24 protein-coding genes and 1 tRNA gene are annotated in these 24591 nt (G+C 37.3%); 14 read left to right on the top strand and 11 right to left on the bottom strand.

Going from position 1 to position 24591, the window contains the following annotated elements; translation table 11 throughout:
- Nucleotides 1-16 precede the first annotated feature (16 nt).
- The 5 genes from accC to pdxA form a co-directional block, all read right to left on the bottom strand.
- The gene (gene accC, locus F564_RS0102515) at nucleotides 17-1375 is read right to left on the bottom strand and encodes an acetyl-CoA carboxylase biotin carboxylase subunit (RefSeq protein ID WP_028121221.1); all 1359 of its coding nucleotides are present in this window, start codon (nucleotides 1373-1375) and stop codon (nucleotides 17-19) included.
- Between the two features lie 96 nt (nucleotides 1376-1471).
- Nucleotides 1472-1948 (bottom strand): acetyl-CoA carboxylase biotin carboxyl carrier protein, encoded by a 477-nt coding sequence (gene accB, locus F564_RS0102510; protein ID WP_028121220.1) that lies wholly within the window; start codon nucleotides 1946-1948, stop codon nucleotides 1472-1474.
- Between the two features lie 103 nt (nucleotides 1949-2051).
- Nucleotides 2052-2255: a 50S ribosomal protein L32 gene (rpmF, locus tag F564_RS0102505; RefSeq protein ID WP_028121219.1), complete on the bottom strand. Its 204-nt coding sequence runs from the start codon at nucleotides 2253-2255 to the stop codon at nucleotides 2052-2054.
- A gap of 45 nt (nucleotides 2256-2300) precedes the next feature.
- Nucleotides 2301-2831 carry a YceD family protein gene (locus tag F564_RS0102500; protein WP_028121218.1) on the bottom strand — a complete coding sequence of 177 codons (531 nt, stop codon included), beginning with the start codon at nucleotides 2829-2831 and terminating at the stop codon, nucleotides 2301-2303.
- 121 nt (nucleotides 2832-2952) lie between these two features.
- On the bottom strand, nucleotides 2953-4038 hold the full coding sequence (gene pdxA / locus F564_RS0102495) for a 4-hydroxythreonine-4-phosphate dehydrogenase PdxA (protein WP_028121217.1): 1086 nt from the start codon (nucleotides 4036-4038) through the stop codon (nucleotides 2953-2955).
- A gap of 296 nt (nucleotides 4039-4334) precedes the next feature.
- On the opposite strand from pdxA, the gene F564_RS0102490 reads away from it, so the two are divergent.
- From F564_RS0102490 to F564_RS20850, 3 genes are all read left to right on the top strand, one after another.
- Nucleotides 4335-4931 (top strand): riboflavin synthase, encoded by a 597-nt coding sequence (locus F564_RS0102490; protein WP_028121216.1) that lies wholly within the window; start codon nucleotides 4335-4337, stop codon nucleotides 4929-4931.
- A gap of 73 nt (nucleotides 4932-5004) precedes the next feature.
- Nucleotides 5005-6459 carry a sensor histidine kinase gene (locus F564_RS0102485; protein ID WP_028121215.1) on the top strand — a complete coding sequence of 485 codons (1455 nt, stop codon included), beginning with the start codon at nucleotides 5005-5007 and terminating at the stop codon, nucleotides 6457-6459.
- 3 nt (nucleotides 6460-6462) lie between these two features.
- Entirely contained in the window at nucleotides 6463-7167 is a 705-nt protein-coding gene (locus F564_RS20850) for a tRNA1(Val) (adenine(37)-N6)-methyltransferase (protein ID WP_028121214.1), read from the top strand.
- A gap of 78 nt (nucleotides 7168-7245) precedes the next feature.
- On the opposite strand, the gene F564_RS0102475 is transcribed toward F564_RS20850, so the two are convergent.
- Complete coding sequence (locus F564_RS0102475; protein ID WP_028121213.1) at nucleotides 7246-7956, bottom strand: cell division ATP-binding protein FtsE; 711 nt, start codon at nucleotides 7954-7956, stop codon at nucleotides 7246-7248.
- Between the two features lie 155 nt (nucleotides 7957-8111).
- Nucleotides 8112-8270 carry a 50S ribosomal protein L34 gene (gene rpmH / locus F564_RS20105; protein ID WP_007843334.1) on the bottom strand — a complete coding sequence of 53 codons (159 nt, stop codon included), beginning with the start codon at nucleotides 8268-8270 and terminating at the stop codon, nucleotides 8112-8114.
- Nucleotides 8271-8705: 435 nt separating this feature from the next.
- Between rpmH and F564_RS0102465 the strand changes: the two genes are divergently transcribed.
- Both F564_RS0102465 and F564_RS0102460 read left to right on the top strand, forming a co-directional pair.
- Complete coding sequence (locus F564_RS0102465; RefSeq protein WP_028121212.1) at nucleotides 8706-9968, top strand: 3-deoxy-D-manno-octulosonic acid transferase; 1263 nt, start codon at nucleotides 8706-8708, stop codon at nucleotides 9966-9968.
- A complete protein-coding gene (locus tag F564_RS0102460; RefSeq protein WP_028121211.1) occupies nucleotides 9965-10483 on the top strand; it encodes a hypothetical protein in 519 nt (172 codons plus the stop codon). The genes F564_RS0102465 and F564_RS0102460 overlap by 4 nt, the downstream gene beginning before the upstream one ends.
- A gap of 1 nt (nucleotide 10484) precedes the next feature.
- Here the strand turns inward: F564_RS0102460 and F564_RS0102455 are convergent, their stop codons facing one another.
- Together F564_RS0102455 and F564_RS0102450 are read right to left on the bottom strand one after the other, a co-directional pair.
- Nucleotides 10485-11111: a hypothetical protein gene (locus F564_RS0102455; protein WP_028121210.1), complete on the bottom strand. Its 627-nt coding sequence runs from the start codon at nucleotides 11109-11111 to the stop codon at nucleotides 10485-10487.
- The gene (locus F564_RS0102450; RefSeq protein ID WP_028121209.1) at nucleotides 11111-11863 is read right to left on the bottom strand and encodes a glycosyltransferase family 2 protein; all 753 of its coding nucleotides are present in this window, start codon (nucleotides 11861-11863) and stop codon (nucleotides 11111-11113) included. The genes F564_RS0102455 and F564_RS0102450 overlap by 1 nt, the downstream gene beginning before the upstream one ends.
- A gap of 447 nt (nucleotides 11864-12310) precedes the next feature.
- Between F564_RS0102450 and leuS the strand changes: the two genes are divergently transcribed.
- The 9 genes from leuS (at nucleotide 12311) to F564_RS0102390 (ending at nucleotide 22248) form a co-directional block, all read left to right on the top strand.
- Complete coding sequence (gene leuS / locus F564_RS0102435) at nucleotides 12311-15121, top strand: leucine--tRNA ligase (RefSeq protein WP_028121208.1); 2811 nt, start codon at nucleotides 12311-12313, stop codon at nucleotides 15119-15121.
- 294 nt (nucleotides 15122-15415) lie between these two features.
- Nucleotides 15416-16279 (top strand): MotA/TolQ/ExbB proton channel family protein, encoded by an 864-nt coding sequence (locus tag F564_RS0102430; protein WP_028121207.1) that lies wholly within the window; start codon nucleotides 15416-15418, stop codon nucleotides 16277-16279.
- Between the two features lie 82 nt (nucleotides 16280-16361).
- Nucleotides 16362-16970 (top strand): ExbD/TolR family protein, encoded by a 609-nt coding sequence (locus tag F564_RS0102425; protein ID WP_028121206.1) that lies wholly within the window; start codon nucleotides 16362-16364, stop codon nucleotides 16968-16970.
- A gap of 10 nt (nucleotides 16971-16980) precedes the next feature.
- Nucleotides 16981-17523, top strand: a complete 543-nt coding sequence (locus F564_RS0102420; protein WP_028121205.1) for an ExbD/TolR family protein — start codon at nucleotides 16981-16983, stop codon at nucleotides 17521-17523.
- 38 nt (nucleotides 17524-17561) lie between these two features.
- A complete protein-coding gene (locus F564_RS0102415; RefSeq protein WP_028121204.1) occupies nucleotides 17562-18383 on the top strand; it encodes an energy transducer TonB in 822 nt (273 codons plus the stop codon).
- 256 nt (nucleotides 18384-18639) lie between these two features.
- Nucleotides 18640-19512, top strand: coding sequence for a PstS family phosphate ABC transporter substrate-binding protein (locus F564_RS0102405; RefSeq protein WP_028121202.1), 873 nt, complete (start codon nucleotides 18640-18642; stop codon nucleotides 19510-19512).
- 118 nt (nucleotides 19513-19630) lie between these two features.
- Nucleotides 19631-21274, top strand: coding sequence for a tetratricopeptide repeat protein (locus F564_RS0102400; protein ID WP_034980543.1), 1644 nt, complete (start codon nucleotides 19631-19633; stop codon nucleotides 21272-21274).
- A 140-nt stretch (nucleotides 21275-21414) separates the two neighbouring features.
- Complete coding sequence (gene bshB1, locus F564_RS0102395; protein WP_028121200.1) at nucleotides 21415-22137, top strand: bacillithiol biosynthesis deacetylase BshB1; 723 nt, start codon at nucleotides 21415-21417, stop codon at nucleotides 22135-22137.
- Between the two features lie 34 nt (nucleotides 22138-22171).
- Nucleotides 22172-22248 (top strand) — tRNA-His (locus F564_RS0102390).
- Nucleotides 22249-22349: 101 nt separating this feature from the next.
- Here the strand turns inward: F564_RS0102390 and F564_RS0102385 are convergent.
- Both F564_RS0102385 and F564_RS0102380 read right to left on the bottom strand, forming a co-directional pair.
- On the bottom strand, nucleotides 22350-22685 hold the full coding sequence (locus F564_RS0102385) for a DUF3276 family protein (RefSeq protein ID WP_028121199.1): 336 nt from the start codon (nucleotides 22683-22685) through the stop codon (nucleotides 22350-22352).
- A 138-nt stretch (nucleotides 22686-22823) separates the two neighbouring features.
- Entirely contained in the window at nucleotides 22824-24512 is a 1689-nt protein-coding gene (locus F564_RS0102380) for an ABC transporter ATP-binding protein (protein ID WP_028121198.1), read from the bottom strand.
- Between the last annotated feature and the right edge of the window lie 79 nt (nucleotides 24513-24591).

Genomic DNA, 24591 nt, shown 5'->3' with positions numbered 1-24591 from the left:
ATATAAGTAATGTTTTTTAGATATGATTATCAAAACTTCTGTCCATGACAAAGTCTTCCATAAACTTAGTCGTGTAATTTCCAGCTAAGAAATCTTCATTTTCTAATAATTGTCTGTGGAAAGCAATCGTTGTTTTCACACCTTCGATATAGAATTCTTCCAAAGCACGTTTCATCTTTGCAATCGATTCTTCTCTGGTTTGAGCGGTAACGATTAATTTTGCAATCATAGAATCGTAGTTGGAAGGAATGGTGTAGCCAGAATAGACGTGAGTGTCCACTCGTACACCGTTTCCACCAGGAATATTAAGTTCCGTAATTTTTCCCGGAGATGGTCGGAAATCAGCGTAAGGATCCTCAGCATTGATTCTACACTCGATAGAATGTCTTTTTGGATAATAATTTTTTCCGCTGATTGGTGTTCCTGCAGCTAATAAGATCTGCTCACGAATCAGGTCAAAATCAACCACTTGCTCTGTAATTGGATGCTCCACCTGGATTCTCGTATTCATTTCCATGAAATAGAAATTCCTGTGTTTGTCTACCAAAAATTCTATCGTTCCAACCCCTTCGTAAGAAATATATTCTGCCGCTTTTACAGCTGCAGCACCCATTCTTTCACGAAGATCATCCGTCATAAAAGGAGAAGGCGTTTCTTCGATCAGTTTTTGATTTCTTCTTTGGATAGAACAGTCTCTTTCCGAAAGGTGACAAGCTTTACCAAATTGATCTCCGGCAACCTGGATCTCAATGTGTCTTGGCTCTTCGATCAGTTTTTCCATGTACATTCCGCCGTTTCCAAAAGCTGCAACAGCTTCCTGGATTGCAGAATCCCAATGTTCTTTCAGATCTTCTTCTTTCCAAACCGCTCTCATCCCTTTTCCACCACCTCCGGCAGTAGCTTTGATCATGACAGGATAGCCTGTTTCTTTTGCGGTTTTTTTAGCATCTTCGTAAGAATCGATCAAACCTTCAGAGCCTGGAACGCAAGGGATTCCGGCTGCTTTCATGGTTGCCTTAGCCGTGGCTTTGTCTCCCATTTTTTCGATCTGTTCTGGGGTGGCTCCAATGAATTTGATGCCGTTTTTAGCACATATTCTAGAGAAGTTGGCGTTCTCCGAAAGAAATCCGTAACCAGGATGGATGGCGTCTGCATTCGTAATTTCTGCAGCAGCAATGATATTGGGGATTTTAAGATAAGAGTCTTTACTCATTGGTGGACCAATGCAAACTGCTTCGTCCGCAAAACGCACGTGAAGACTGTCTTTATCGGCAGTTGAGTAAACAGCTACCGTTTTGATTCCCATTTCCTTAGCCGTACGCAAGATTCGCATTGCGATCTCACCACGGTTTGCGATCAATATTTTTTTGAACATCTTTTTAGAAATTTTAAATTTTAAATTTTGAATTTTAAATTAATTTTAAACGAATCGATTTCCATCTAAAATTTATAATCTTTCATCTAAAATTCCTTAAGAAGGGTCAACTAAAAATAATGGTTGATCATATTCTACAGGAGAAGCATCTTCTACTAATATTTTCACGATTTTTCCGCTAACTTCTGATTCTATCTGGTTGAAAAGCTTCATGGCTTCTATCACGCAAACTACTTTCCCTTCTGTTACAGAATCGCCTACGTTTGCGAAAACTTCTTTATCTGGAGAAGGTTTTCTGTAGAAAGTTCCGATCATTGGGGATTTAATCGTAATATATTTGCTGTCATCAGAAGCGTTTGTTGCTTCAGAATGATCGTTAGAGGCAGAAACTGGACTTGCAGCCGGTGCAGAAAAAGGAGTTTGATAAGAAACCTGTGGTGTTACATAGCTTACAGGCTCGCCTCCAAGTGGTGTTTTGATGTAGATTTCGAAGTCTTTATTTTTATATTTCACTTCGGAAACTCCTGCTTTTGCTACAAATCTTACAAGATTCTGAATGTCTTTTATATCCATAAAATTTTAAATGTTTTGAACGCCAAATATAATAAAAAACCACCCAAATTAATAAAATCCGAGTGGTTTTTTATGCTAAGTATAAGATTATCAAAGATAAATCTTAATTTTCTTCTATAGTTTCTACAGTTTTCTCTACTACAACTTTTCCTCTGTAGTATAGTTTTCCTTCGTGCCAGTGCGCTCTGTGGTATAAGTGCATTTCGCCAGACGTTGCGTCTTTAGCCAATTGAGGAACTACAGCTTTGTAGTGTGTTCTTCTTTTATCTCTTCTTGTAGACGACTGTCTTCTTTTAGGATGTGCCATTGTGAGTACTTTTTAAAAATTCTTACCGAATTATATTGTTATTTCTTAATTGTTGTCTTTTAATTTCTTCAAAGCTTCCCATCTTGGGTCGGTTTGTTCCTCTTCATCTTTCTCGATTATTTTTGGACTGTATTGGTCTAAAAGATTTTGATACTCATCATTATCTTTTACAGAAGGTGCTACTTTCTTCATTGGGATTGATAAAACCACCGTTTCGTAGATCAGATTCGCGATGTTAAAATCGCTGTCTTTTCTGTTGATCGTGATCACATCTTCGTTGCTGTCATCGTATTCCTCTCCAAATTTTACAAGAACTTTCAAATCGTTTTCTATGTTTTCGGAAAATTCCTCATTGCTAATGTCGCAAATCAATTGAACCGTTCCTGTAACTTCGAATATGAATTCCAAAAATGTCGTGTGCTTGTCCAAAAGAACATTGACATTAATATTGGGCTTGAAAAACTCCTGTTCAGTCTCAAATAAATCAAAGAACGCCTGAGTGATTTCGTAATTGAAATCGTGCTTTCCTGCTTTTAAGCCTACGAAAGCAATGTCGTAGTTTCTAAATCTGTCCATAAAAATGGTTTGCAAAAATAATTTAATTTTTTCAAATAACAAAATATTTTTTGGAAATACTTGAATTGCAAAAAATTAGTCCTCCAAAATTTATTTTAATGTTTCAATTTTGAAGAAAGTTTTAGCTTTCTTTTGGTAAATCCTCGTCTGGTCCGCTGTGAGCGTGGGTTGCTTTCGGACGGAGACGGTGCGCTCTCAATTCCTGATACTCGTCTCTGCTTTTAAAAATATTGATGGCTGTAAAAATAGCTTCGGAAAAAGATGTTTCGTCTGCCATATTTTTTCCCGCAATATCGTAAGCAACGCCGTGGTCTGGTGAAGTTCTTATAAAAGGTAATCCGGCAGTGTAGTTCACGCCTTCTTCGTAGGCAATCGTTTTGAACGGTGCCAATCCTTGGTCGTGGTACATTGCCAAGACGGCGTCGAATGCCTTATATTTCTCCGGTTGGAAAAAACTGTCTGCCGGATAAGGACCGAAAGCCATGATGCCTGCATTGAATAAATCCTGAATGGCAGGTTGGATAATTTCGATTTCTTCTTTGCCGATCACGCCACCGTCGCCAGCATGCGGGTTGAGTCCAAGAACGGCGATTTTTGGTTTTTCTACGCAGAAATCTTCTTTCAATGTTGCAACGAGTTGCTTGATTTGTTTCGTTAAGTTTTCTTTGGTAATGTTTGTAGCAATCTCGGCAACCGGAATGTGGTGTGTGGAAACGGCTACCTTCAGAGCTTCGCTAACCATAAACATGACCCCTTTTTTGCCTGCTTTTTCTTCGAAGTATCCGGTGTGCCCAGCGTGAGCGAAACCATATTTCATCATTTCGTCCTTGTTGATGGGCGCCGTTACCAGAACGTCGATTTCTTTAGACAATAAAGCTTCGGTCGCAGCATTCAAAGAATCGATGGCCATTTTTGTGGATTCTTCTGTTGGGATACCAAATTCTATAGTACTGTTCTCCTTGGTCAGATTTACCATATTGATTTTTCCGGCCTGAGCTTCTTTCGCTTCGTTGATGTAATTGAAATTGGTCTGAAGTTTAAACACATTTTTCTGATAAGTGAAAAGTTTTCCAGATCCAAAGATGACGGGCGTAAAAAAGTCTGTGATGGTTTTATCTTTCAGAGATTTGAGGATGATCTCGGGACCGATTCCGTTGAAATCGCCAATTGAAATTCCTACTCTGATTTTATGGTGTTTGGAGCTCATTTGTTTATCTTTGACATTTATAAAGAATTTACAAAATTACAATTTTTTAGGATAGGTTTTCTTATGAAAGGGACGCTAATATTTTTTTAAACCATTTTCTTTGCCCCAACCCTAAAGGGAGGAAGATTGTTTAAAAAGTGTATAGTTTCTAAGAAAGACGAAGCCTATAGCCCCGATTGCAACGGCATCCTTTTTCGCTTGGACTTCGAGAACCTCAGTCTGACAAAACGTGAAGCGAAAAAGATATAGTGGAAAGCGGGATTAAGCTCCTAAAAATTTAAAAATACAAAACGAAAATGTTTACAGGAATTATTGAAGCTACTGGAAAAGTAGAGAAAATTGACAGAAACGAAAGTAATATCGATGTGACGCTAAGCGGACCTTTCACTCAGGAGTTGAAAATCGACCAAAGTCTGGCTCATAATGGTTGTTGCCTCACGGTGGTTGAGATTACGGAGAATACTTATAAAGTGACGGCCATCAACGAAACGCTGGAAAAAACCAATCTTCATTTTTGGAATGTTGGGACGGAAGTCAACTTGGAACGGTGTTTGCGCTTCGAAGGAAGACTGGACGGACACATCGTGCAAGGTCATGTGGACAAAACGGGAACTGTGGAAAATATCGAAAATCAGGACGGAAGTTATTTCATTACCATCAATTACGAGGAATCTGCAGAATATACAACTGTTCCGCAAGGCTCGATTACAGTGAATGGAATCAGCTTAACGGTTGCTGAGAGCGGAGACGGGAAGTTTTCTGTAGCGATAATTCCATACACTTGGGAGTTTACCAATATGAAAAACCTCAAAAAGGGCGATGTGGTGAATCTGGAATTCGATATTATCGGAAAATACGTTGCCAAACTGTTGAAATCCCAAAAAGTCATCTAGAACAGAGATTTTGATAGCATAGGCGAGTGCATATGTCCGTTAATAAAATTAAAACTACATATGGAAAAAAAGAATGTCATTAAGTGATTACAAAGGCTACCGGCTGAGGAATAGGGTTTTTATTGGGTTTCTTACGATTTGTATCTTGAGTGTTGTCACGTCGGCAGCATTGTCTTTTGTAATCTTGCGGGATAATGCGAAGATGCAGAGCAAAACAGATATGCAGAACAAATCACAAGCGCTGCTCGCCTCTCTGGATTATGCGCTCAGCCATTCTCAGGTTCAGACCTACGATATTCCGCGCGTGTTGGAGAATGAGATCTACGAGATCGCTGATATTAACAAGCACGATATTATCATTTATGATCTGGAAGGAAACTACCTTCTGTCCAATAAAGATCCGCATCTTGTGGAGCAAAAGAAGATGCCTTCCAAAGTGTTGATAGACATCAGGAAGAACGGTAAGCAGTATGACGACAAGTCTTATGATGAGAAGTTAGGGGCGAGCATCGTGTCTTCTTATATGGTTCTGAAAAATAATATGCTGGAGGATATTGCCTATATCTACTTCCCATATTATCACAATGAGAGTGCTTATATGGAGGTTTTTAAGCATTACTTCGCTTATATTATAGGTGTTAATATTTTGATCATTATCTTCAGTATATGGCTCAGCTGGATCATCTCCAACAACCTGACGGAAGCGATTGTCAGATTTACCTCGATGATTAGCCGGATTAATTTGTTTGATAAAAACTTGAAGCCCATCAAATATTATAAAAATGATGAGCTGAATGCTTTGGTGAAAGCCTATAACAAAATGATCGCAGAGATTGCCGATCAGCGTGAGCGTCTCAGTTACATCGAAAAACAATCTGCCTGGCAGGAGATGGCGAAGCAAGTGGCGCACGAGGTCAAAAATCCGTTGACACCTATGAAGTTGATGATGCAGAACTTCGAAAGGAAATTTGACCCTGCTGATCCGAATATCAACAGTAAGGTGAAAAACCTGAGCGAGGTGGTCATCGGTCAGATCGATGTGATCAGTAGAGTGGCTAGTGCCTTTTCACAATTCGCACAGTTGCCGGATAAACACGACGAGGAAATCTCTCTCAACAAAGAAGTGAGGAATGCACTCACGATCTTCAGTGATGAAAATATCTTTGTACACGCCAATCAGGATCAAATTCTCATGAAAATAGACCGCGATTACCTTACCAGGATCATTACGAATCTGGTGACCAATGCCAGCCACGCAAAAGCGGAAGGGCGAAAATCAGTCATCAATGTTGATCTTGAAAAGATTGAAAAACGAATCCGAATAACTGTGGAAGATAATGGCGTAGGGATTTCGCAAGATAAATTAGACAAGATCTTTGATCCAAATTTCACATCCAAAAATAGCGGAATGGGAATCGGATTGACGATGGTAAAACGGATGGTTGAGGATTACAACGGTACAATCACTGTGGTTTCTGAAGAAGACAAAGGAGCGTCTTTCACCATTTCTATGCCTTCCAATTTATAATTAATGAAAACTTTCCGATTTCAACAGTTTGATATCTTGCAAAATTCTGATGTTTTCCGTGTGGGAACAGATGCGGTTTTGCTTGGTACTTTGGCGAATGTTTCTGAAGCAAAAAATATCTTGGAAGTTGGAACAGGAACGGGGATTATTTCATTAATGATAGCTCAAAGGAATCCGGAAGCGAAGATTTTAGCCATTGATATTAATTCTGACGCTGTCGTTGTTTCTCAAACTAATTTCTCAAATTCTCCTTTTTTTGATAGGATCAACAGCCAGCTTCAGGATTTTAAAAACTTTGAAACCGAAGAAAAGTTTGATTTGATTATTTCAAACCCGCCATATTTTGAAATCAATTCTTCAGAAAAAGATATTCTGGCGAGACAAAGATTAGAATTGAATTTCCTTGATTTAATAATAAAATCAAGTCAGTTGCTTTCTGAAAATGGACTTTTCACAGTCATTATTCCAATTGATTCTGAAAAAGAATTCACCAAGATTTGTTTTAATAATAATTTATTCCTTCAAAGAAAAGTGAGTATCAAAGGTATCAAAAGCTCAGAACCGAAACGTTTAGTTTTAGAATATGCGTTTAAAGAATCAGCAACCAAAGTGGAAAAATTCGTCATAGAAAAAGCGCCAAGAGTTTATTCCGACGAATATCTCGAACTTACAAAAGACTTCCATCTCTTCAACAAAAAACCTCTCTGATAGTTCAGAAAGGTTCTGTATTTTAAAAAGGTTAGAATTAAATCTAACATCTAAATTCTAATCTCTAACTTCTTCGATTTATTCAAAAAGTTCCGCTGTATCCAAGACAGAAACCTGTCCATTCTCGCAACGGATGGCTTCACCCGGATAATTCTGGATCATATGATAATCGTGCGTCGCCATTACCACTGCGCAATGGTTTTCTTCCGCAAGGTTCTTTAGAAGCGTCATAATGTCGTTTGAAGTCTCTGGGTCAAGATTTCCTGTCGGCTCATCTGCAAGGATTAATTCTGGATGGTTTAACAAAGCTCTTGCAATTGCAGCACGCTGTTGCTCGCCTCCGGAAAGTTGATGCGGCATTTTGTGCTTTTTGGTTTTCATCCCCACGCTAGAGAGAACTTCATCTATTCTGGTTTCCATTTTCAGTTTGTCTTTCCAGCCAGTGGCTTGTAAAACGAATAGAAGATTTTTTTCAATATTTCTGTCTGGTAAAAGCTGGAAATCCTGGAAAACAATTCCCAGTTTTCTTCTCAGGTTAGGGACTTCCGATTGTTTCAGTTTTTTCAAATCGAATCCTGCAACCTGTCCGCTTCCGCCCTGCAGAGGCAATTGTCCGTAAAGCACTTTCAAAAGAGAACTCTTTCCGGAGCCTGTTTTTCCAATAAGGTAGCAGAATTTTCCTTTTTTGATATGAAGGTCAACATCATTCAGGACTGTGAAATTTTTCTGGACAATCTTAGCGTTGCTTAGATCTATAATATCTACTCCCGGGTCGTTTCTGTGCGGCATAATTGATAAGTTATAATTGATAAATGATTAAACAAATCATCAATTCAAAAATAATAAAAACATCTTGTAATGCTTCTATTTTTGGGAAATTTTAACAACAAAAAATGTCTGAAACAATGTCCAGACACTTTATGTATATAATAATTTTAAGAAAATTATCTCTTAGCGCGAGATGCACTAACAGTTAAACTCTTTCTGCCTTTCGCTCTTCTAGCTGCCAACACTCGTCTTCCGTTTGGTGTAGACATTCTTTCACGGAAACCGTGTTTGTTTCTTCTTTTTCTCTCAGATGGTTGGAATGTTCTTTTACTCATCACTAATATATTTAGTTCGTAATTACTGTTAAATTTTCAGATTGCAAATATACAGCTTTTATTTTGCTCCACAAGTATTTGAAAACTTTTTTACAATAATTTTCAACTTTCTGATATTTGAAAAATTAAGGCAGGTAATTTTCATTCGTCGAAATCGTTTTATTCCATTTTTTATGGCAGCTTGTCCGCCTTCCACTCCCGCTTTTTTGCTATTGCAGCCGATCTGGGCTTATCAGCAGAAGCTTTCAATAATTGCAATAGCAAAAAGAGCTCCGTTCAAGTCGGGCTGCAGATGCTGCGCCAGATAACACTTGTTTTTAATTTTGCTTTTCACAATTGCAGCATCCGAAGTGGAAAGCAAAATTAGTATTTTATCTCCTCTCTGTTTTCTAAAAGTCTGTCAGAATCCTTAGATTTGCCGTAGAAAAATAAAAGATGACATCGCTATACAATCTTTTCGTCCGCCTGATGATTTTTGGGATGCAGGTCTTTGCACTCATCAATTCCAAAACCCAAAAAGGAATCCGAGGCAGAAAACAATCTTTGGAAATCGTAAGAAATGCTTTTTCTCCCAAAGATAAAGTCTTGTGGATGCACGCTTCCAGCTTAGGCGAATACGAGCAAGGTTTGCCAGTCTTGGAAAAACTGAAAGAACAGTTCCAAGATTATAAAGTTTTAATCACATTCTTTTCACCTTCAGGTTACGAAAATGTGAGGAAGAAAAAACACTTGGCAGATGCAATTTGTTATTTGCCTTTCGATAAAAAGAAAGACGTTCAGGACTTTGTTTACAGCTTTGATTGTCAGATCTTCTTTACGGTAAAATATGACTATTGGTACAATCTTTTAAGTGAACTGAAAAATAGAGGAACAAAAATTTATGTGATCTCCGCATTGTTTTATGAACATCAAATCTTCTTTGAAAATTACGGAAAATGGTTCGTCAAACAACTGAAAAACAACATCGATTGGTTTTTTCATCAGACCATCAAATCTTCTGCCTTGGCAAAAAATGTTGGCTTAATTAATTCCTCCGTTTCCGGCGACACGAGATTTGACCGCGTGAAACAATTTTTGGACAGGGACAATCATTTGGATTTTATTGAAGATTTCAAAGGCATTCAAAAACTAATCGTTTTCGGAAGCAGTTGGCAAACCGAAGAGGACGTTGCCCAGCTTTTGGTCAAAAAACTCCCCGAAACCAAGTTCGCCATTGTGCCGCACGACTTGCATCGCATTCCGCATTTGCTGAAATTATTTCCAAACGCAATTCTGTACAGCGCACTTTCCAATTCTCCAACGCTTCAAACTTCGAATTATCAAATTCTAATCATCGATAGCATTGGAAAACTCTCCAAATTGTATTCTTATGCAGATTTGGCGGTTGTCGGCGGCGGTTTTCATTCGGCGGGATTGCATAATATTTTGGAAGCGGCGGTTTATTCGGTTCCCGTCATTTTCGGAAATCAATATCAGAAAAATCCAGAGGCAGATGATTTGGTTACAGCAAAAGGCGGGAAGCATTTTGATGATTTTGTAACCGCAGCAGCTTTCATCGAGGAAGTGATGAAAAAAGATTTGACCACCAATGAAGGTGAAGTTTCTTTCTTGAAAGAAATGGCAAAAAATGCCGGCGATTTTGTGAAATCTCAGCCAAATTCTACGGAGATTATTTTGAAGAAAATATTGAGTTTATGAAAATCAAACTTTCTATTTTATTATTTTTAATTTCAGTGTTGAGTTTTTCTCAGGACAAGAAAACTATTAAAAATTTTGTAGAAAGTTTTGTGGAGTATAGAATGAAAGATGGTAAATTTATTAAAAGAACAAAAGGCATATTAGCTGTTGGAATGTTGAATTCTGAAGAATTTAAGAATAGCAAACTATTATCAATTCATTTTACTTCTATCGATTTACTGAGCGGATATCCTTATAAAAGTGTTTTTAAAGTAAAAGATTTCAAGACAATAGTTTATGAAAATGAATTTGCTCACAATTTTAATGGCATTTTTAAAAGGATGCCTTACGAGGTCTTTAACTTGGCAAAGTATGAATATAACTACAATCCTAAAATGTGGAATTTTGTATTTAATAATAAAAGCGAGATTGTTATAATATATGGATTCCAAGGGAATTTTGAATTAATAGAATTCTTGAAAACGAAAGGTTTCAAATTTTCCAAAGACTTCAAAGAAAATATGGATTTAGATTAATCTACCTCAAAAACCCTTCACTCTTAATTCCTTTCACAATCAATTCGAAATGGTCGGGAATGTTTTCGCATTTCAGCCAATTGAAATCTAAGCCATTGTTTGTGCAAAGTTTCTGGAAATAGATATTGCTATCGATTTTTTCATTGAGGTTTTCCAAAAATTCATCGATTTCCAGCCAGTAATCTTCATCCAGTTTTTTGGTCAAAGTCAGGGCTTTGAAGATTTTATTGATGAGATAAATGTAAAGCTTGTAAACGCTGTCAAATCTTTGTGTCGCAAGTTTCTCGTTGTATTCTAAGATTTCGTTAATTAGAAATAAATTCAACGAAACATCACCGAATTTGTCGGTCGTTATTTTTACGTGTTCAGTGATTTCGGCACTTATTTTTCTGATGAGAACGAGGAAATATTTCTGGTTCGCAATGTATTTTGAAGCCAAAGAAACTTTCTCACGGATGTTTTCTTCCATCGCATCACGTTTGTCATCAACGTTTTCAAGGTCAATCAATTCGAAATAAAGTTTTTTGGAAAGCAATTTATCTTTCTTCAACAGTCGGAAAATCAATTTGTCTTTTTCCGCTGGAGAAAACTCACTCAAAGCCTGCTTGAATTCTTTTGAATATTCCATTAATTGAAGATTTTAGAATATTTGATAAAACCGTTGAAAGCCCAATTCGCCGTGTAATACAACGATTTCAAAGTCGAAAATTTCATATAATCTTTGTACACCAAATATTGGTCTTTCATAATGTTCATCTTATTTCTGGAAACGCTGTTGGCCAGCATTCGGTATTTTGATAAGGTTTTTTTTAAGGGTTTTCCTTGTGGGATTTTCTTCAAAAGTTCCAGCCACATCACGTGGTCTTCGCGTTTGGTGCCTTCGGGAAAATAGAATTTCCCCACTCGTTTGGAATCATACATCGAAGCTAACAAAGATAATCGACAAGTTTTTAGAAGATTATTAAAATTCACAATCGTGTCTGCTTCGAAATCGCCAATTGTAGGATTCAGATTTTCGTCGCAACGGGAATAAGTGGAGTAGGCCAATTCTGTATTTTCAGATTTCATAAAGTTGATCATTTCTTCGAGGAAATTCGGTTCCCAAAAGTCGTCTGCGTCCAAAAAAGTGATGAATCTTCCTGTTGCGTTTTCAAGGGAAATATTTCTTGCGTGTCCTGCGCCCCCGTTTTTCTCAGCCTTGAAAACTTTGATTCTTGGGTCATTTTGCTTTTCCAGAATTTCTATAGAATTGTCGGTTGAGCAATCATCGGTAATGAGCCATTCCCAATCCGGAAAAGTTTGATTGAGGACAGAAGCGATGGTTTCACCCAAATATTTTGAAGAATTGTAGCTCGGTGTGATGATTGAGATTTCTGGCACTTGCGATTTTTGACAAAGATAAAGATATAGACTTTAAGATAATGATTTTTCAGATAATAGACTTTGAGATAATAGACTTTTTTACAATGAAAACACTTCGACTCCGCTCAGTGTGACATCTCTAATACTAACTGTGTTTTTTTAATTGTCAGTCTGAGCGGAGTCAAAGACTTCTGTCTTTTTTGTGCGTCACTTCCTTTTTAATGACAAATGTTGATTCGGAGCTGGAATCTGCGCCCCGGCCTGAGTAGAGCTCTTTTTATTTTTTTTGCGTTGGGAAAGGATTGGGAAAAAAGAAAAAAGCGGGAACGGAGGACGGATAAAGGCGCCCAAATAATTATAAATGTTGAAATGTGAACTCGAAAATTTAAAATTGTCTATTTATTTCAAAATCTTAACTTTGTGACTCTTAAAAAAATTATTCATTACTAATTCTTACTTTATAGAATGTTTTACGACCATCAGCAGATAGAAAAAAAGTGGCAGAAATACTGGGAAGACAACCAAACTTACAAGACTTCCGACTCAACCGATAAACCGAAATTCTACGTCCTCGATATGTTTCCGTATCCTTCCGGAGCGGGACTTCACGTGGGTCATCCGCTGGGATACATTGCGTCGGATATCTATGCGAGATTCAAAAGACATCAGGGTTTCAATGTGTTGCATCCTGTGGGTTATGACAGTTTTGGACTTCCTGCTGAGCAATATGCAATCCAAACCGGAACGCATCCTGCCATTACAACGGAGCAAAATATCACGAGATACGAGGAGCAATTAAGGAAAATCGGTTTCTCTTTTGACTGGAGCCGGGAAGTGAGAACTTCGGATGCTTCTTATTATCAATGGACGCAGTGGATTTTTATCCAGTTGTTTCATTCGTGGTACAATAAAGATACGGACAAGGCAGAATCTATCGAAACCTTAATCAAACATTTTGAGGGAAAAGGAACGGAAGAATTAGATGCCAATCAAAATGAAGAATTAAATTTCACTTCTGAAGAATGGAAAAATTATTCTGATATTAAGAAAGAAGAGGTATTATTAAATTACCGTTTGGCTTTCCGTGCGGAAACGACCGTGAACTGGTGTCCTGCATTGGGGACAGTTTTGGCCAACGACGAAATCAAAGACGGCAAATCCGAGAGAGGTGGTTATCCTGTTTTTCAAAAGAAAATGATGCAGTGGAGTATGAGGATTTCTGCATACTCAGAAAGATTGTTGCAAGGTTTGAAAACTTTGGACTGGCCTCAGCCTTTGAAAGATGCTCAGGAATATTGGATTGGGAAATCTCAGGGCGCGCAGGTAAGATTCGCAACTGAAAATGGAGAAACGATTGAAGTTTTTACTACAAGACCAGACACAATTTTCGGAGCAACCTTTATGGTTTTGGCGCCGGAAAATCCTTTGGTACAAAATTTAACAACTCCAGAACAAAAAACTGAGGTTGATCATTACATAGAAGAAACTTCCAAAAAAACAGAACGTGATAGAATGGCCGACGTGAAAAACGTGAGTGGTGCTTTCACGGGAAGTTATGCCATCAATCCGTTTACTGGGAAAAATATTCCGGTTTACATTTCGGATTATGTGTTGATGGGTTACGGAACTGGCGCTGTGATGGCTGTTCCTGCGCACGACGAGCGCGACCATAGATTTGCGAAGAAATTTAATTTGGACATCATCAAGGTTGTAGAATCTGATGTAGATGTTCAGGAAGAAGCTTACGATTCTAAAGATTCGGTTTGTGTGAATTCTGATTTCTTGAACGGTCTTCATTATAAGGAGGCGAAATCGAAAATAATTACTGAAATCGAAAACCGAGGAATTGGTCACGGAACAACGAATTACAGACAGCGTGATGCGATTTTCTCCAGACAAAGATATTGGGGCGAGCCGGTTCCTATCTATTACAAGGACGGAATGCCGTACACTTTACCCAATTCCGCTTTACCGTTGGAACTTCCCGAGGTTGAAAAATATCTACCTACAGAAGACGGCGACCCACCATTAGGCAATGCGAAAACATTTGCCTGGGACGAAGCGAACCAGAAAGTGGTTGATACAGATTTGATTGATGATAAAACTGTTTTCCCATTAGAATTATCCACAATGCCAGGTTGGGCAGGAAGTTCTTGGTATTTCCTAAGATATATGGACCCGAACAATGATGCGGTTTTTGCTAAAAAAGAACTGACTGATTATTGGGGACAAGTTGATTTGTACATCGGCGGAAGCGAGCACGCAACAGGACATTTGTTATATTCCCGTTTTTGGAATATGTTCTTGAAAGACAGAGGTTATATTGAGCAAAATGAGCCTTTCCAAAAGTTGATTAATCAAGGGATGATTTTGGGGATGAGTGCGTTTGTTTACAGAATTGATGGAACTAATCAATTTGTTTCAAAAAATTTAATAGATGAACACAAAACTCAGGCGATTCACGTGGATGTTTCATTATTAAAAGGAACTACAGACGAATTGGATACCGAAGCTTTCAAAGCTTGGAGACCAGATTATGCGGATGCAGAATTTATTTTGGAAGCCGGAAAGTACATCACAAATCGTGAAGTAGAAAAAATGTCCAAGTCAAAATACAATGTCGTCAACCCAGATGATATTTGTAATGAATATGGCGCAGACGGTTTAAGATTGTACGAAATGTTCCTTGGTCCATTAGAACAATCCAAACCTTGGAACACGCAAGGTCTTAGCGGCGTTTACGGGTTCCTGAAAAAATTCTGGAACTTGTATTTCAACGGTGATACGTTTGAAGTTTCTGATGATGAGCCTACAAAAGAGGAATACAAGATTCTTCATACATTAATCAAGAAAGTGCTTTTTGATATTGAGAACTTTTCTTTCAACACTTCGGTGTCTTCCTTTATGATCGCTGTGAATGAGTTGCAGAAGTTGAAATGCAACAAAAAGGCAATCTTGGAACCTCTTGCTATAATTATTTCACCGTATGCGCCGCATATCTGTGAAGAGGTATGGAATTTGCTTGGAAATAATTCGTCTATAGAATTCGAGAAGTTCCCAGTGCTCGAGGAAGCTTATCTTTTAGAAGATGAGATAGATTACCCAGTAAGTTTTAACGGAAAGATGAAATTCAAAATAAAATTGGCTTCTGAATTAGGAAAGCAAGAAGTTGAGAAAATTATTTTGGAAAATGAGGATACAAAAAGGTACTTGGATGGAAAAACGGTGAAAAATTTCATCTTTGTCCCAAAGAAAATCATCAATATTGTGTCATAAGTAAGCAATGAAAGAGCGGGTGCTTAGAGTTTAACAAAAAATTATTGTATATTGTAAATGATATTATTGAATTTCTAAACATAAAAATAATTCGCATTTTTTGGTATTATTTTAGAATGTTTCGAAATATTGATAATAAATTCATAAAATATATGTTTAATTTTAATGATACCTTAATAGACTTGATAGGGCGTTGATAAAAAAAACAAAAAGTAACATTATTTAGTTTGCATTTTTAAATAATTTGACTTTATTTTACAAAATAAAATTTAACAATTATAATTTAGTTTTAATATGGAAATGAATGTTTCAAACACAGACGAGCAAGTAGTTGCTAGAAAAAAAGGAGGTCTTAATCCTGCGGTAATTATTCCAATTTTATTCGCAATTGGTATTGCTATCTTTTTATTTGTATTAGGTAATCCATCTAATTTTCAGGATGATCCACGTATCGCAGGATCTGCTTCAGTAGCATTTTCTGATATCAAAGGTACTGAGTTACATCCACACGGTTTAGGAGTTATCTACATGGGAGGAGTTCTTGTTCCTGTTTTGATTACTTTTATGATCATCGTGATTGTTTTCGCAATTGAGCGTGCTTTCGTTTTAAGTAAAGCTGCAGGTAGCGGAAACGTTGATAACTTTGTTCTTAAGATCAGAAGTTTATTGAACACCAACAAAGTAGATGAGGCTCTTGAAGAGTGCGACAGACAGCAAGGTTCTATCGGGAATGTTGTAAAAGAAGGTCTTACGACTTACAAAGCGTTAGCTCACGATACAACTTTGAACAAAGAACAAAAAATGGCTGGCCTTAACAAAGCGATCGAGGAGGCTACAACTTTAGAAATGCCAATGTTGGAGAAGAATATGAACATTCTTTCTACATTAGGAACTGTTGCAACATTGGTAGCATTGTTGGGAACTGTACTAGGTATGATCCGTTCATTCCAGGCATTAGGGGAAGCAGGTGGAACACCAGATGCTGCTGCATTATCAATCGGTATCTCAGAAGCCTTGATGAATACAGCTTTAGGTATTGGTACTTCTGCAATTGCGATTATCCTTTATAACTATTTCACATCTAAAATTGATGGGTTGACTTACAAGATCGATGAGATCTCTATGAGCATCCAACAGTCTTTTGCTGAGTTTCACTAAGAAACAACTGGCATAACAAACGAAAATGTACATTATACATTTTCAAATTCATAAAAATAGTTAACAAAGACATTAATAAATAATGGCGAGAATTAAACCAAAAAGACATGGAGTGGCTTTGGATATGACAGCAATGTGTGATGTTACATTCTTACTTCTTACATTCTTCATTATGACCACTCAGTTCAAAAAGCCTGACGTGGAGCAAATAAAACCGCCTTCATCTATATCAGAGAAAATACTCCCTGATGCAAGTCTTATGACGATAAATGCTACAAAAGATGGCTTATTTTATTTCCAACCGGTAGAAAACGGAACAGAAAGAATAGAGCTTTTGGATAAAATGGGTCAAAAATATGGTATGACTTTTACAAATCCGGAAAAAGCAGCATTTGCCAAAATACAGGCGGTAGGAGTGCCTATGGGACAATTGAAAGGATATTTAGGGCTTTCTGAAGATAAACAGAAAGATTTTAAATCCAAAGAAGGCATCCCAATGGACAGTACAAACAAACAGTTGATAGACTGGGTACAACAGAGTTTAGCCGTAAACCCTAATTATAAATTAGCGATCAAAGGGGACGTGACTACGAAGTATCCAAAAGTGAAAACTTTGTTTGAAGGTTTAAGAGATATTGATTTTCTTAAATTTTGGTTGATCACATCACAAGAAGGGAAACCTGGAAATTAAATCATAAGAAATGGCAGAAGTACAAGTAAAAGAGGATAGCGGGAAAGGCGGCAAGGTCCGCTCGAAAAAGCAGAATCCCCGTGTAGATATGACACCAATGGTTGATTTGAATTTCTTGATGTTGATGTTCTTTATGTTTACCACAACATTTAGTAAACCAAACGTGATGGATCTTGGTCTTCCGGCAAAACCGAAGAAAGATCAAAAACAACCAGATACTGAAATTAAATTGAGTAATTCAATTTCTCTTATTATTGGTAAAGACAACAGAATTTTTTATCATCAGCAAGATCAAGCAGGTCTTACTGATCAGACACTTTTTGAAACCAATTTTGACAGAGAAGGTATTACTAAAGTAATAGAGCAAGCAAAAGCTAATGCGTTTGATAAGACTAAGTTTACAGTAATTATCAAGCCAACAGACGACGCAGTATATAAAAATTTTGTAGATATTCTTGATGAGATGGCAATTACCAAAAGCGAACAATATGGTGTTACCGATGTGAAGCCTTGGGAATTGGCAATCTATAAAAAGAAAGTAGGAGAACAATAGTTTTCTTAATTTACAATATCATTTTTTAAAAAAATAAAATGGCAGAAGAAAATTTAAATTACAATCCGTCTCTTAACGAGATTGTATTTGAAAAAAGAAATAAAGAATACGGTGCTTATGACCTTAGGACTACATACCCTAAAGTGCTTACAAAATCTTTTATAATTGGTACCGCTTTTTTTATTCTTCTTGCAGTTTCGCCCCTTATTTATCTTAAGATTCAACAAATGAATGCAAAAGATGCTGTAGAGGTAGATGCAAAATTGATGGAGATTCTTCCAGATCAGCCGATTTTGGAACAGCCGAAGGAAGAAGAACCACCACCACCACCTCCTCCCAAAGAAGAGGAAAAGCAAGAGGTTATTCAGAATGTTGTACCAGAACCAAAAAGAGCTCCTAAGATTGAAACGCCGCCGCCGCCAATTACAAAACAGTTGGAAACGACGACTGGATTGAACAATCAGGAGGGTGTTAAAACACCAACTTATACACCGCCACCACCACCACCGGGAACAGGTAAAGTAGTAACGGCTGAGGTAAAAGTGACTAATGAGGTTTATGAGTCAGTTGAGCAATCTGCTGAGTATCCTGGAGGTATTAATAAATTTAGACAGAAATTTTCGGATAGTTTTGATTCTGGAAGTCTAGAGGGAGAAGGAACTCTTAAAACCGAAATTACTTTCGTTGTTGAGAGAGATGGATCTCTAACTCAGATCAAAGCCAATGGACCTAATTCTGACTTTAATAAGGAAGCTGAAGCTACCGTAAAAGGAATGAAGATAAAGTGGGCTCCAGGTAAAAACAACGGACAACCAGTAAGATCTAGATTTAGATTACCAGTTACAATGAATTTCCAATAAAGATTCACATGATACTGTATTATAAAAAAGAGAAGTTTTCATAACTTCTCTTTTTTTTATTAAATTTGTTATATGTTAAAATGGCTTTCTTTGGTAGTGGGTTTCCTCTATATCGCATTTGGAGTATTTATTATTTCTTATAGATACCTGTTGATTATAAATTCTAATATCGCCTATCCTTTGGGTGGATTGTTAGTTGTCTATGGTATTTTTAGATTTGTAAGAGCAATCCTTGCATTCAAAAATAATGATTAGAATGAAAAAAGTATTTTGTGTAGTCGTAGCAAGTTTTGCGATGATGTGTTCTTGTTCAAAAGATAATACCAGAGAACTGGATTTGCCAAATAAAGGCGAAATAACGATAGAAACAGACGGCTCTTTCAAGAGTGTTACAGATGCTTTGGCAGAGAGATATACCGCCCTTAATCCCAAAACAAAAATAACTGTTGTGGAAAAGAAAGAAGATCTGGGCTTACTAGATCTACTAAACAAAAAAACACGAGTTGTCGTAATGTCCAGAGAATTATCGGATAAAGAGAAACTTGCTTACGACCAGCGCATCGATTTGCCTTGGAAACCAGCAAAGTTTGCGGCCGATGCTGTTCTTTTTGTGGTACCAAAAGATTCCCCACTAGAATCTATTTCTATGGAAGATATTTTATCAGAATTGAAGTCCGATAAAAAAAGACTCATTTTTGATGGCATCAACTCTAGCAATTTGAATTTTGTGGCTCAGAAATTTCAAAAAAAACCATCTGATCTGAAGTTTTCTATCATTAATGGAAATGAAAATGTAGCAGATCAACTTAAAAACTTTCCAGATAAAATTGGCGTCATTAGTTACAATACCATCAGCAGGCCTTTTGGTAAAGAAGCTGAAAAACTCAGAAATGAATTGAAAGTACTGAAGATCATCAAGGGTAATAAGGCATACGACGTTTCCGGTGATCATTTGAAGAAGATGACCTATCCATTTACAAGAGTCCTTTACTTTATTACGAATGAGTCCTATTACGGTTTAGGAAATGCATTCATACGATTTTCCTGTCAGCAGCTGGGTCAGATCATCGTGGAAAAAGAAGGATTACAGCCCTATAACATTTTCAACAGAGAGGTTCAAATGAGGTAAGTTAAGTTTTAATATATTTTTAACAGAAGAATCAAATATAATTTTTTAATTTGGTCTGAATATTGTCGATAACACAAAAATTTATCAGTTACGAAAAAAAATGAAAAAAGAGAATAAAATGAATTTATCAAAAAAAATTGTTGTTACAGCTGCGGTAAGCTTTTTTACAACTTTAAGCTTTGCACAATCTGTACAGGATGGTATCAACTTGGTTGATAGTCAGAAATATGCTAAGGCAAAACAAAATTATACGGAATTAATTAATCAAAATCCTAAGGAAGCTAGTCATCATTTTTATTTAGGAAATACATATTTAACACAGTTTGACCCTAACTTTGATTTGGCACAAGAAAGCTTTAACAAAGGGTTGGCTGTTGATCCCAAGAGTTATTTGAACAAGTTGGGCTTGGCATCTATCAAACTGGGTAAAGGTGATAAGTCTGCGATTGCAGACATTCAGCAGATTGTAAAAGATTCCAGGGAAAAAGATGCAGAAGTGCTTTTCAGAGCTGGAGAAGCGTTGACTTTGTTTGAAAAAAACAGTTCGCCTGACCTTGCGATTGGTTTCTTGAATAAAGCAATCGAAAAATCGCAAAAAGCTGGTGTTCCTGCCAATTATTATTACTCTTTGGGTGATGCGTACAGAATCAAAAAGGATCCGGGAAATGCAATGACGGCTTACGACAGAGCAGAATCGGTTGCTAAGAATAAAGCGTCTGTTTATACAAGAAAAGGAACGCTTTGGATTGCAGCACAACAATGGCAACAGGCAAAAACAAACATTGACAAAGCCATTGCCGTAGATCCAACTTATGCGCCGGCTTATAAAGCTTTGGCAGGATTCAATATCAAGTATCAAAAAAATGCAGAGGCTACTCAGAATTTGATCAATTATACCAAGTATGCAGATGAAGATCCTTATACCCAGTTGGAAATTGCAAAACTATATTTCTCTAATGAAGATTATGCCAATGCAAAAATAACATTAGATTCTGTATTTGATAAAGTGACAGATCCTATCAAACACAAGTTGAGAGCATATATCTTGTATGGAGAAGGAAAATATATAGAAGCTAAACAAAGTATGGACACTTTCTTATCTCAAGCAGATAAATCCAGAGTGCAGGCTTCTGACGAAGGTTTGCAAGGTTTGATTGCTGCTGGTTTAGCGAAAGACGAAAAAGACACAGCTAAAAAAGCGGAGTTGGAAGCTATTGCTAAGCAAAAGGTGGCATTTGCTAAAACAGCAAAAGACGAAACACTAAACTGGGACGAAGAGCTAGCGAAAATCAAAGGAGGACTGGCAGGTATTTCTGCTGATGCAGCCGGAACATCACCGGAAATTGAAGCGTTGAAATCCAAAGTGGCAGCCAATGCTCAGGATACAGATGCCATCTACAAATTGGCACAGGCGTACCAGGATATAAAAAACTGGAATGGTGCGATCCTAACTTGGCAGAAGATGATCACTTTGCTTCCAACTTGGGAGCCGGCTTATTACAGTCAGGGTTATGCTTATCAGCAAGCAGGTAGCCAAGAGTTAGCGGCTTCTGCGTACCAAAAGTATATTGATACCTTGATGGCTAAGTCAGCTGCAGATCAGGAAGCTAATAAGGAAACAATGTCTTACGCGTATTTTGCAATTGCTTTTATTGCAAAAGACAGTGATAAAGAAAAAGCGAAAACGAATGTTGCTAAATCATTGGCGCTTAATCCAAGTTATGAAGATGCTCTCGCGTTGCAAAAGACACTTAATCAATAATCTAGAAATAGATCAACTGAAACTTCCCAATTCGTAAGATTGGGAAGTTTTGTTTTTAGTACTTTTGTGTACCTATTTTGAATATGAGGTTGCGTTAAGCAGCGATTCCGTATAACTATTAAAAATAAATAAAGCAGTCTATGAAATGTGATATTCTTGCCATTGGCGCACATCCTGACGATGTAGAATTGGGATGTGGAGGAACAATTATCAAATTAATTTCTGAAGGGAAAACAGTTTGTGTTATTGATTTGACGGAAGGAGAATTAGGCACTAGAGGAACTGCTGTCACCAGAGCGGAAGAAGCCCATAATGCAGCGCAGATCTTAGGAATCAGTGCCAGAGAAAATCTAAAATTGAAAGATGGCTTCCTACATAACTCAGAAGAATACCAACTCAAAATTGTTGAAAAAATAAGAAAATACAGACCAGAGATTGTCCTTGCAAATGCAATAGATGACCGGCATCCTGACCACGCAAAGGCGGCCAAATTAGTTTCAGATGCATGTTTCTTAGCGGGGCTGCAAAAGATTGAAACTTTTGACAACAAGCAGCAACAGCAAGTCTGGAGACCCAAACATATTTTCCATTACATCCAATGGAAAAATGTAGTGCCAGAATTTGTGATCGATATTACGGGGTTTCTTGATCAAAAAATAAATGCTTGTATGGCATATAAGACCCAATTCTACAATCCAGAATCTAATGAACCTGTAACTCCTATCGCAACAAAAGATTTTCTGGAGAGCCTCACTTACAGAGCTCAGGATCTAGGTAGGCTTTCTGGCGTTGCGTTTGCAGAAGGCTTTACAACAGAAAAATTAATGGCAATGAAAAATTTTGATGGAATAATTTGTGATTAAACGATAAAATGCTATATTTGCACACGCAAAAACGGTGATTGTAGCTCAGTTGGTTAGAGCGCCGGATTGTGGTTCCGGAGGTCGGGGGTTCGAGACCCCTCATTCACCCCAAATTAGAAGAAGCATCTCAGTTATGAGATGCTTCTTTATTTTTATAAACCAAACAAAAAAAACGCATCTGGACAAATGCGTTTGGTTTTGATCTTGTAACTTTAGACCTCCTCGTCGGATTCTATTGTGTAAGATTTTGATTTGAAGTCTTTTTCGTGTCTTTCAGAGATTACATCTTCTCCTTTTTGTTGGATGATAAAGTCTGTAGAGTCGTTAAATAATTCCTGGAAACTTTTGAAGTCTTCTTTATAAAGATAAATCTTGTGTTTTTCAAAAGTTGCTTCTCCATTTTCCCCAAAATTCTTTTTACTTTCGGTAATGGTCAAATAGTAATCACCTGCTTTGGTTTCCCGCACATCAAAGAAATACGTTCTTCTGCCTGCTTTCAACACTTTAGTGAAAATCTCATTCTCATGTCGTTCCTTAAATTCACTCATCGTTCAATATTTTTTTAGAAATCTGTATTAACAAATATAACAGAATTCTCTGAAATTCAAAATGTTTTGTTAAAAAAACCTTGAAAATGGGTGTTTTTCTTAAATATTTGATAAGTTTATTAACAATTATTAATGGAATTAATTCAAATATAGGATTTTGTCAGCTCTTTTTGCGCTTGATTCTCTGTGGGTTATGATGATTGAAGTGGTGGATTTGAGGTCTTTGTCTATATTCTGAAGTATATTCTCTTCAGTTTCTGTATCCAGGGCAGACAGGCAGTCATCAAAGATCAGGATATTGGGTTGCTTTATCATTGCTCTGGCTATGCAAATCCTCTGTTTCTGCCCACCAGAGAGCATCACGCCGCGTTCACCCACCATCGTTTCATACTGCTCTTTGAATTCTTCAATGTTTTTATGAACATCTGCTTTTTTCGCCATTTCTACGACCAAACTTAGGTTTGGCTGGTTGATAGCGAAGCCGATATTGTTCTCAATCGTATCAGAGAAAAGGTAACTTTCCTGTGGTGTGTAGCCTAATTGATCTCGGTAAAGTTTTAGATTATGGGTTTTCAGATTTTTTCCGTCCACCAATATTTCACCTTCGTCCGGATCTATTAATCTACAAATCAATTGTGCAATGGTTGATTTTCCACTTCCTGTTTTTCCCATGATCGCTAGAGATTTTCCTGCCTCGACTTTGAAACTTAAATTCTCAACCGCTTTGATTCCCGTATTTGGATAGGTGTAACTGACGTTACGGAACTCGATAGCGCCGTTGATTGGATACGTTTCGTGGTTGGTATTCACGATGTCAGATTTCATATCCATAAACTCATTCACACGCTGCATACTAGCCTCAGCTCTTTGATTGACAGAGGTGACCCAGCCCAGCATAGAGAATGGGAAAATCAGCATATTGATGTACATAAAGAAGTCTGCAATGGTTCCCACGCTCATTTCGCCCGCAATATATTTTTGTCCGCCAATGTAAAGAATGGCGACATTCAGTAATCCGACGACAAAAAGGATGATGGTGAAAAAGTAGGCTTCTGTTCTGGCGAGATCCAGTGCTTTGTCCTGATAATCTTTGACTTTGATACCATAGTTTTTCTCGATGTATTTTTCTTTGCTGAAGAATTTTACCACACGGATTCCGGAAAAGCTGTCCTGCACGAAGGTTGAAATACCAGACTGGCTTTTCTGCATCACTTTGGATTTTTTATTGATGATATCACTTACCTTATAAATCCCAAAAGAAAGAACAGGCAGCGGAACGAGCGTCCAAAGTGTCATCTGGATATCGGTCATAAACATATAGACGCTGGTGATGAGCAGTAAAATAATAAGATTAATAACGTACATCACACCGGGACCAAGATACATCCTGATGGCAACCACATCCTCGCTCAGGCGGTTCATAAGGTCTCCAATGGTTGTTTTTTTGTAGTCTGTTACAGACAGTTCTTCATAATGGGTAAAAATCTTATTTTTCAGTTCATATTCGATTCTTCGGGAAGCAACAATGATAGTCTGCCTCATCATAAAAGTGAAAAAACCAGAAAGGAGAGAGCAGCCAATCAGAATACCAGAATTGATGAAGATCATTCTGAAATAGCTCCAATTATTTTGGATGTTTTCTAAGAGGCTTAGTTTTTCTGACAGCTTCAGCCCACCGTAATTTTTATCAATGATATTAATGGTTTCTCCGATGTACTGGATCTTATATATGGCAAAAAAATTACTGAGAATAATGAAAAGAAATCCCCAACATAATAGGACGCGGTGTTTCCAAAAATATGGATTGAGTGTTTTTAAAGCTTTCATTCTATTTGCTTCGATTTTCCAAAGGCAGTGCAAAATTAATGATTTAAAATTTCAGAAAAGATTTTATAGACCGATTTGA

The organism is Epilithonimonas tenax DSM 16811, assembly GCF_000428485.1.
Lineage (GTDB): Bacteria > Bacteroidota > Bacteroidia > Flavobacteriales > Weeksellaceae > Epilithonimonas > Epilithonimonas tenax.
This window is presented reverse-complemented; position numbering and strand designations above follow the sequence as displayed.

What these genes read in the sequence shown, in the direction of transcription:
- accC (WP_028121221.1), bottom strand. Translation starts at nt 1,375, where the DNA reads ATGTTCAAAAAAATATTGATCGCAAACCGTGGTGAGATCGCAATGCGA.
- accB (WP_028121220.1), bottom strand. Translation starts at nt 1,948, where the DNA reads ATGGATATAAAAGACATTCAGAATCTTGTAAGATTTGTAGCAAAAGCA.
- rpmF (WP_028121219.1), bottom strand. Translation starts at nt 2,255, where the DNA reads ATGGCACATCCTAAAAGAAGACAGTCGTCTACAAGAAGAGATAAAAGA.
- F564_RS0102500 (WP_028121218.1), bottom strand. Translation starts at nt 2,831, where the DNA reads ATGGACAGATTTAGAAACTACGACATTGCTTTCGTAGGCTTAAAAGCA.
- pdxA (WP_028121217.1), bottom strand. Translation starts at nt 4,038, where the DNA reads ATGAGCTCCAAACACCATAAAATCAGAGTAGGAATTTCAATTGGCGAT.
- F564_RS0102490 (WP_028121216.1), top strand. Translation starts at nt 4,335, where the DNA reads ATGTTTACAGGAATTATTGAAGCTACTGGAAAAGTAGAGAAAATTGAC.
- F564_RS0102485 (WP_028121215.1), top strand. Translation starts at nt 5,005, where the DNA reads ATGTCATTAAGTGATTACAAAGGCTACCGGCTGAGGAATAGGGTTTTT.
- F564_RS20850 (WP_028121214.1), top strand. Translation starts at nt 6,463, where the DNA reads ATGAAAACTTTCCGATTTCAACAGTTTGATATCTTGCAAAATTCTGAT.
- F564_RS0102475 (WP_028121213.1), bottom strand. Translation starts at nt 7,956, where the DNA reads ATGCCGCACAGAAACGACCCGGGAGTAGATATTATAGATCTAAGCAAC.
- rpmH (WP_007843334.1), bottom strand. Translation starts at nt 8,270, where the DNA reads ATGAGTAAAAGAACATTCCAACCATCTGAGAGAAAAAGAAGAAACAAA.
- F564_RS0102465 (WP_028121212.1), top strand. Translation starts at nt 8,706, where the DNA reads ATGACATCGCTATACAATCTTTTCGTCCGCCTGATGATTTTTGGGATG.
- F564_RS0102460 (WP_028121211.1), top strand. Translation starts at nt 9,965, where the DNA reads ATGAAAATCAAACTTTCTATTTTATTATTTTTAATTTCAGTGTTGAGT.
- F564_RS0102455 (WP_028121210.1), bottom strand. Translation starts at nt 11,111, where the DNA reads ATGGAATATTCAAAAGAATTCAAGCAGGCTTTGAGTGAGTTTTCTCCA.
- leuS (WP_028121208.1), top strand. Translation starts at nt 12,311, where the DNA reads ATGTTTTACGACCATCAGCAGATAGAAAAAAAGTGGCAGAAATACTGG.
- F564_RS0102430 (WP_028121207.1), top strand. Translation starts at nt 15,416, where the DNA reads ATGGAAATGAATGTTTCAAACACAGACGAGCAAGTAGTTGCTAGAAAA.
- F564_RS0102425 (WP_028121206.1), top strand. Translation starts at nt 16,362, where the DNA reads ATGGCGAGAATTAAACCAAAAAGACATGGAGTGGCTTTGGATATGACA.
- F564_RS0102420 (WP_028121205.1), top strand. Translation starts at nt 16,981, where the DNA reads ATGGCAGAAGTACAAGTAAAAGAGGATAGCGGGAAAGGCGGCAAGGTC.
- F564_RS0102415 (WP_028121204.1), top strand. Translation starts at nt 17,562, where the DNA reads ATGGCAGAAGAAAATTTAAATTACAATCCGTCTCTTAACGAGATTGTA.
- F564_RS0102405 (WP_028121202.1), top strand. Translation starts at nt 18,640, where the DNA reads ATGAAAAAAGTATTTTGTGTAGTCGTAGCAAGTTTTGCGATGATGTGT.
- F564_RS0102400 (WP_034980543.1), top strand. Translation starts at nt 19,631, where the DNA reads ATGAATTTATCAAAAAAAATTGTTGTTACAGCTGCGGTAAGCTTTTTT.
- bshB1 (WP_028121200.1), top strand. Translation starts at nt 21,415, where the DNA reads ATGAAATGTGATATTCTTGCCATTGGCGCACATCCTGACGATGTAGAA.
- F564_RS0102385 (WP_028121199.1), bottom strand. Translation starts at nt 22,685, where the DNA reads ATGAGTGAATTTAAGGAACGACATGAGAATGAGATTTTCACTAAAGTG.
- F564_RS0102380 (WP_028121198.1), bottom strand. Translation starts at nt 24,512, where the DNA reads ATGAAAGCTTTAAAAACACTCAATCCATATTTTTGGAAACACCGCGTC.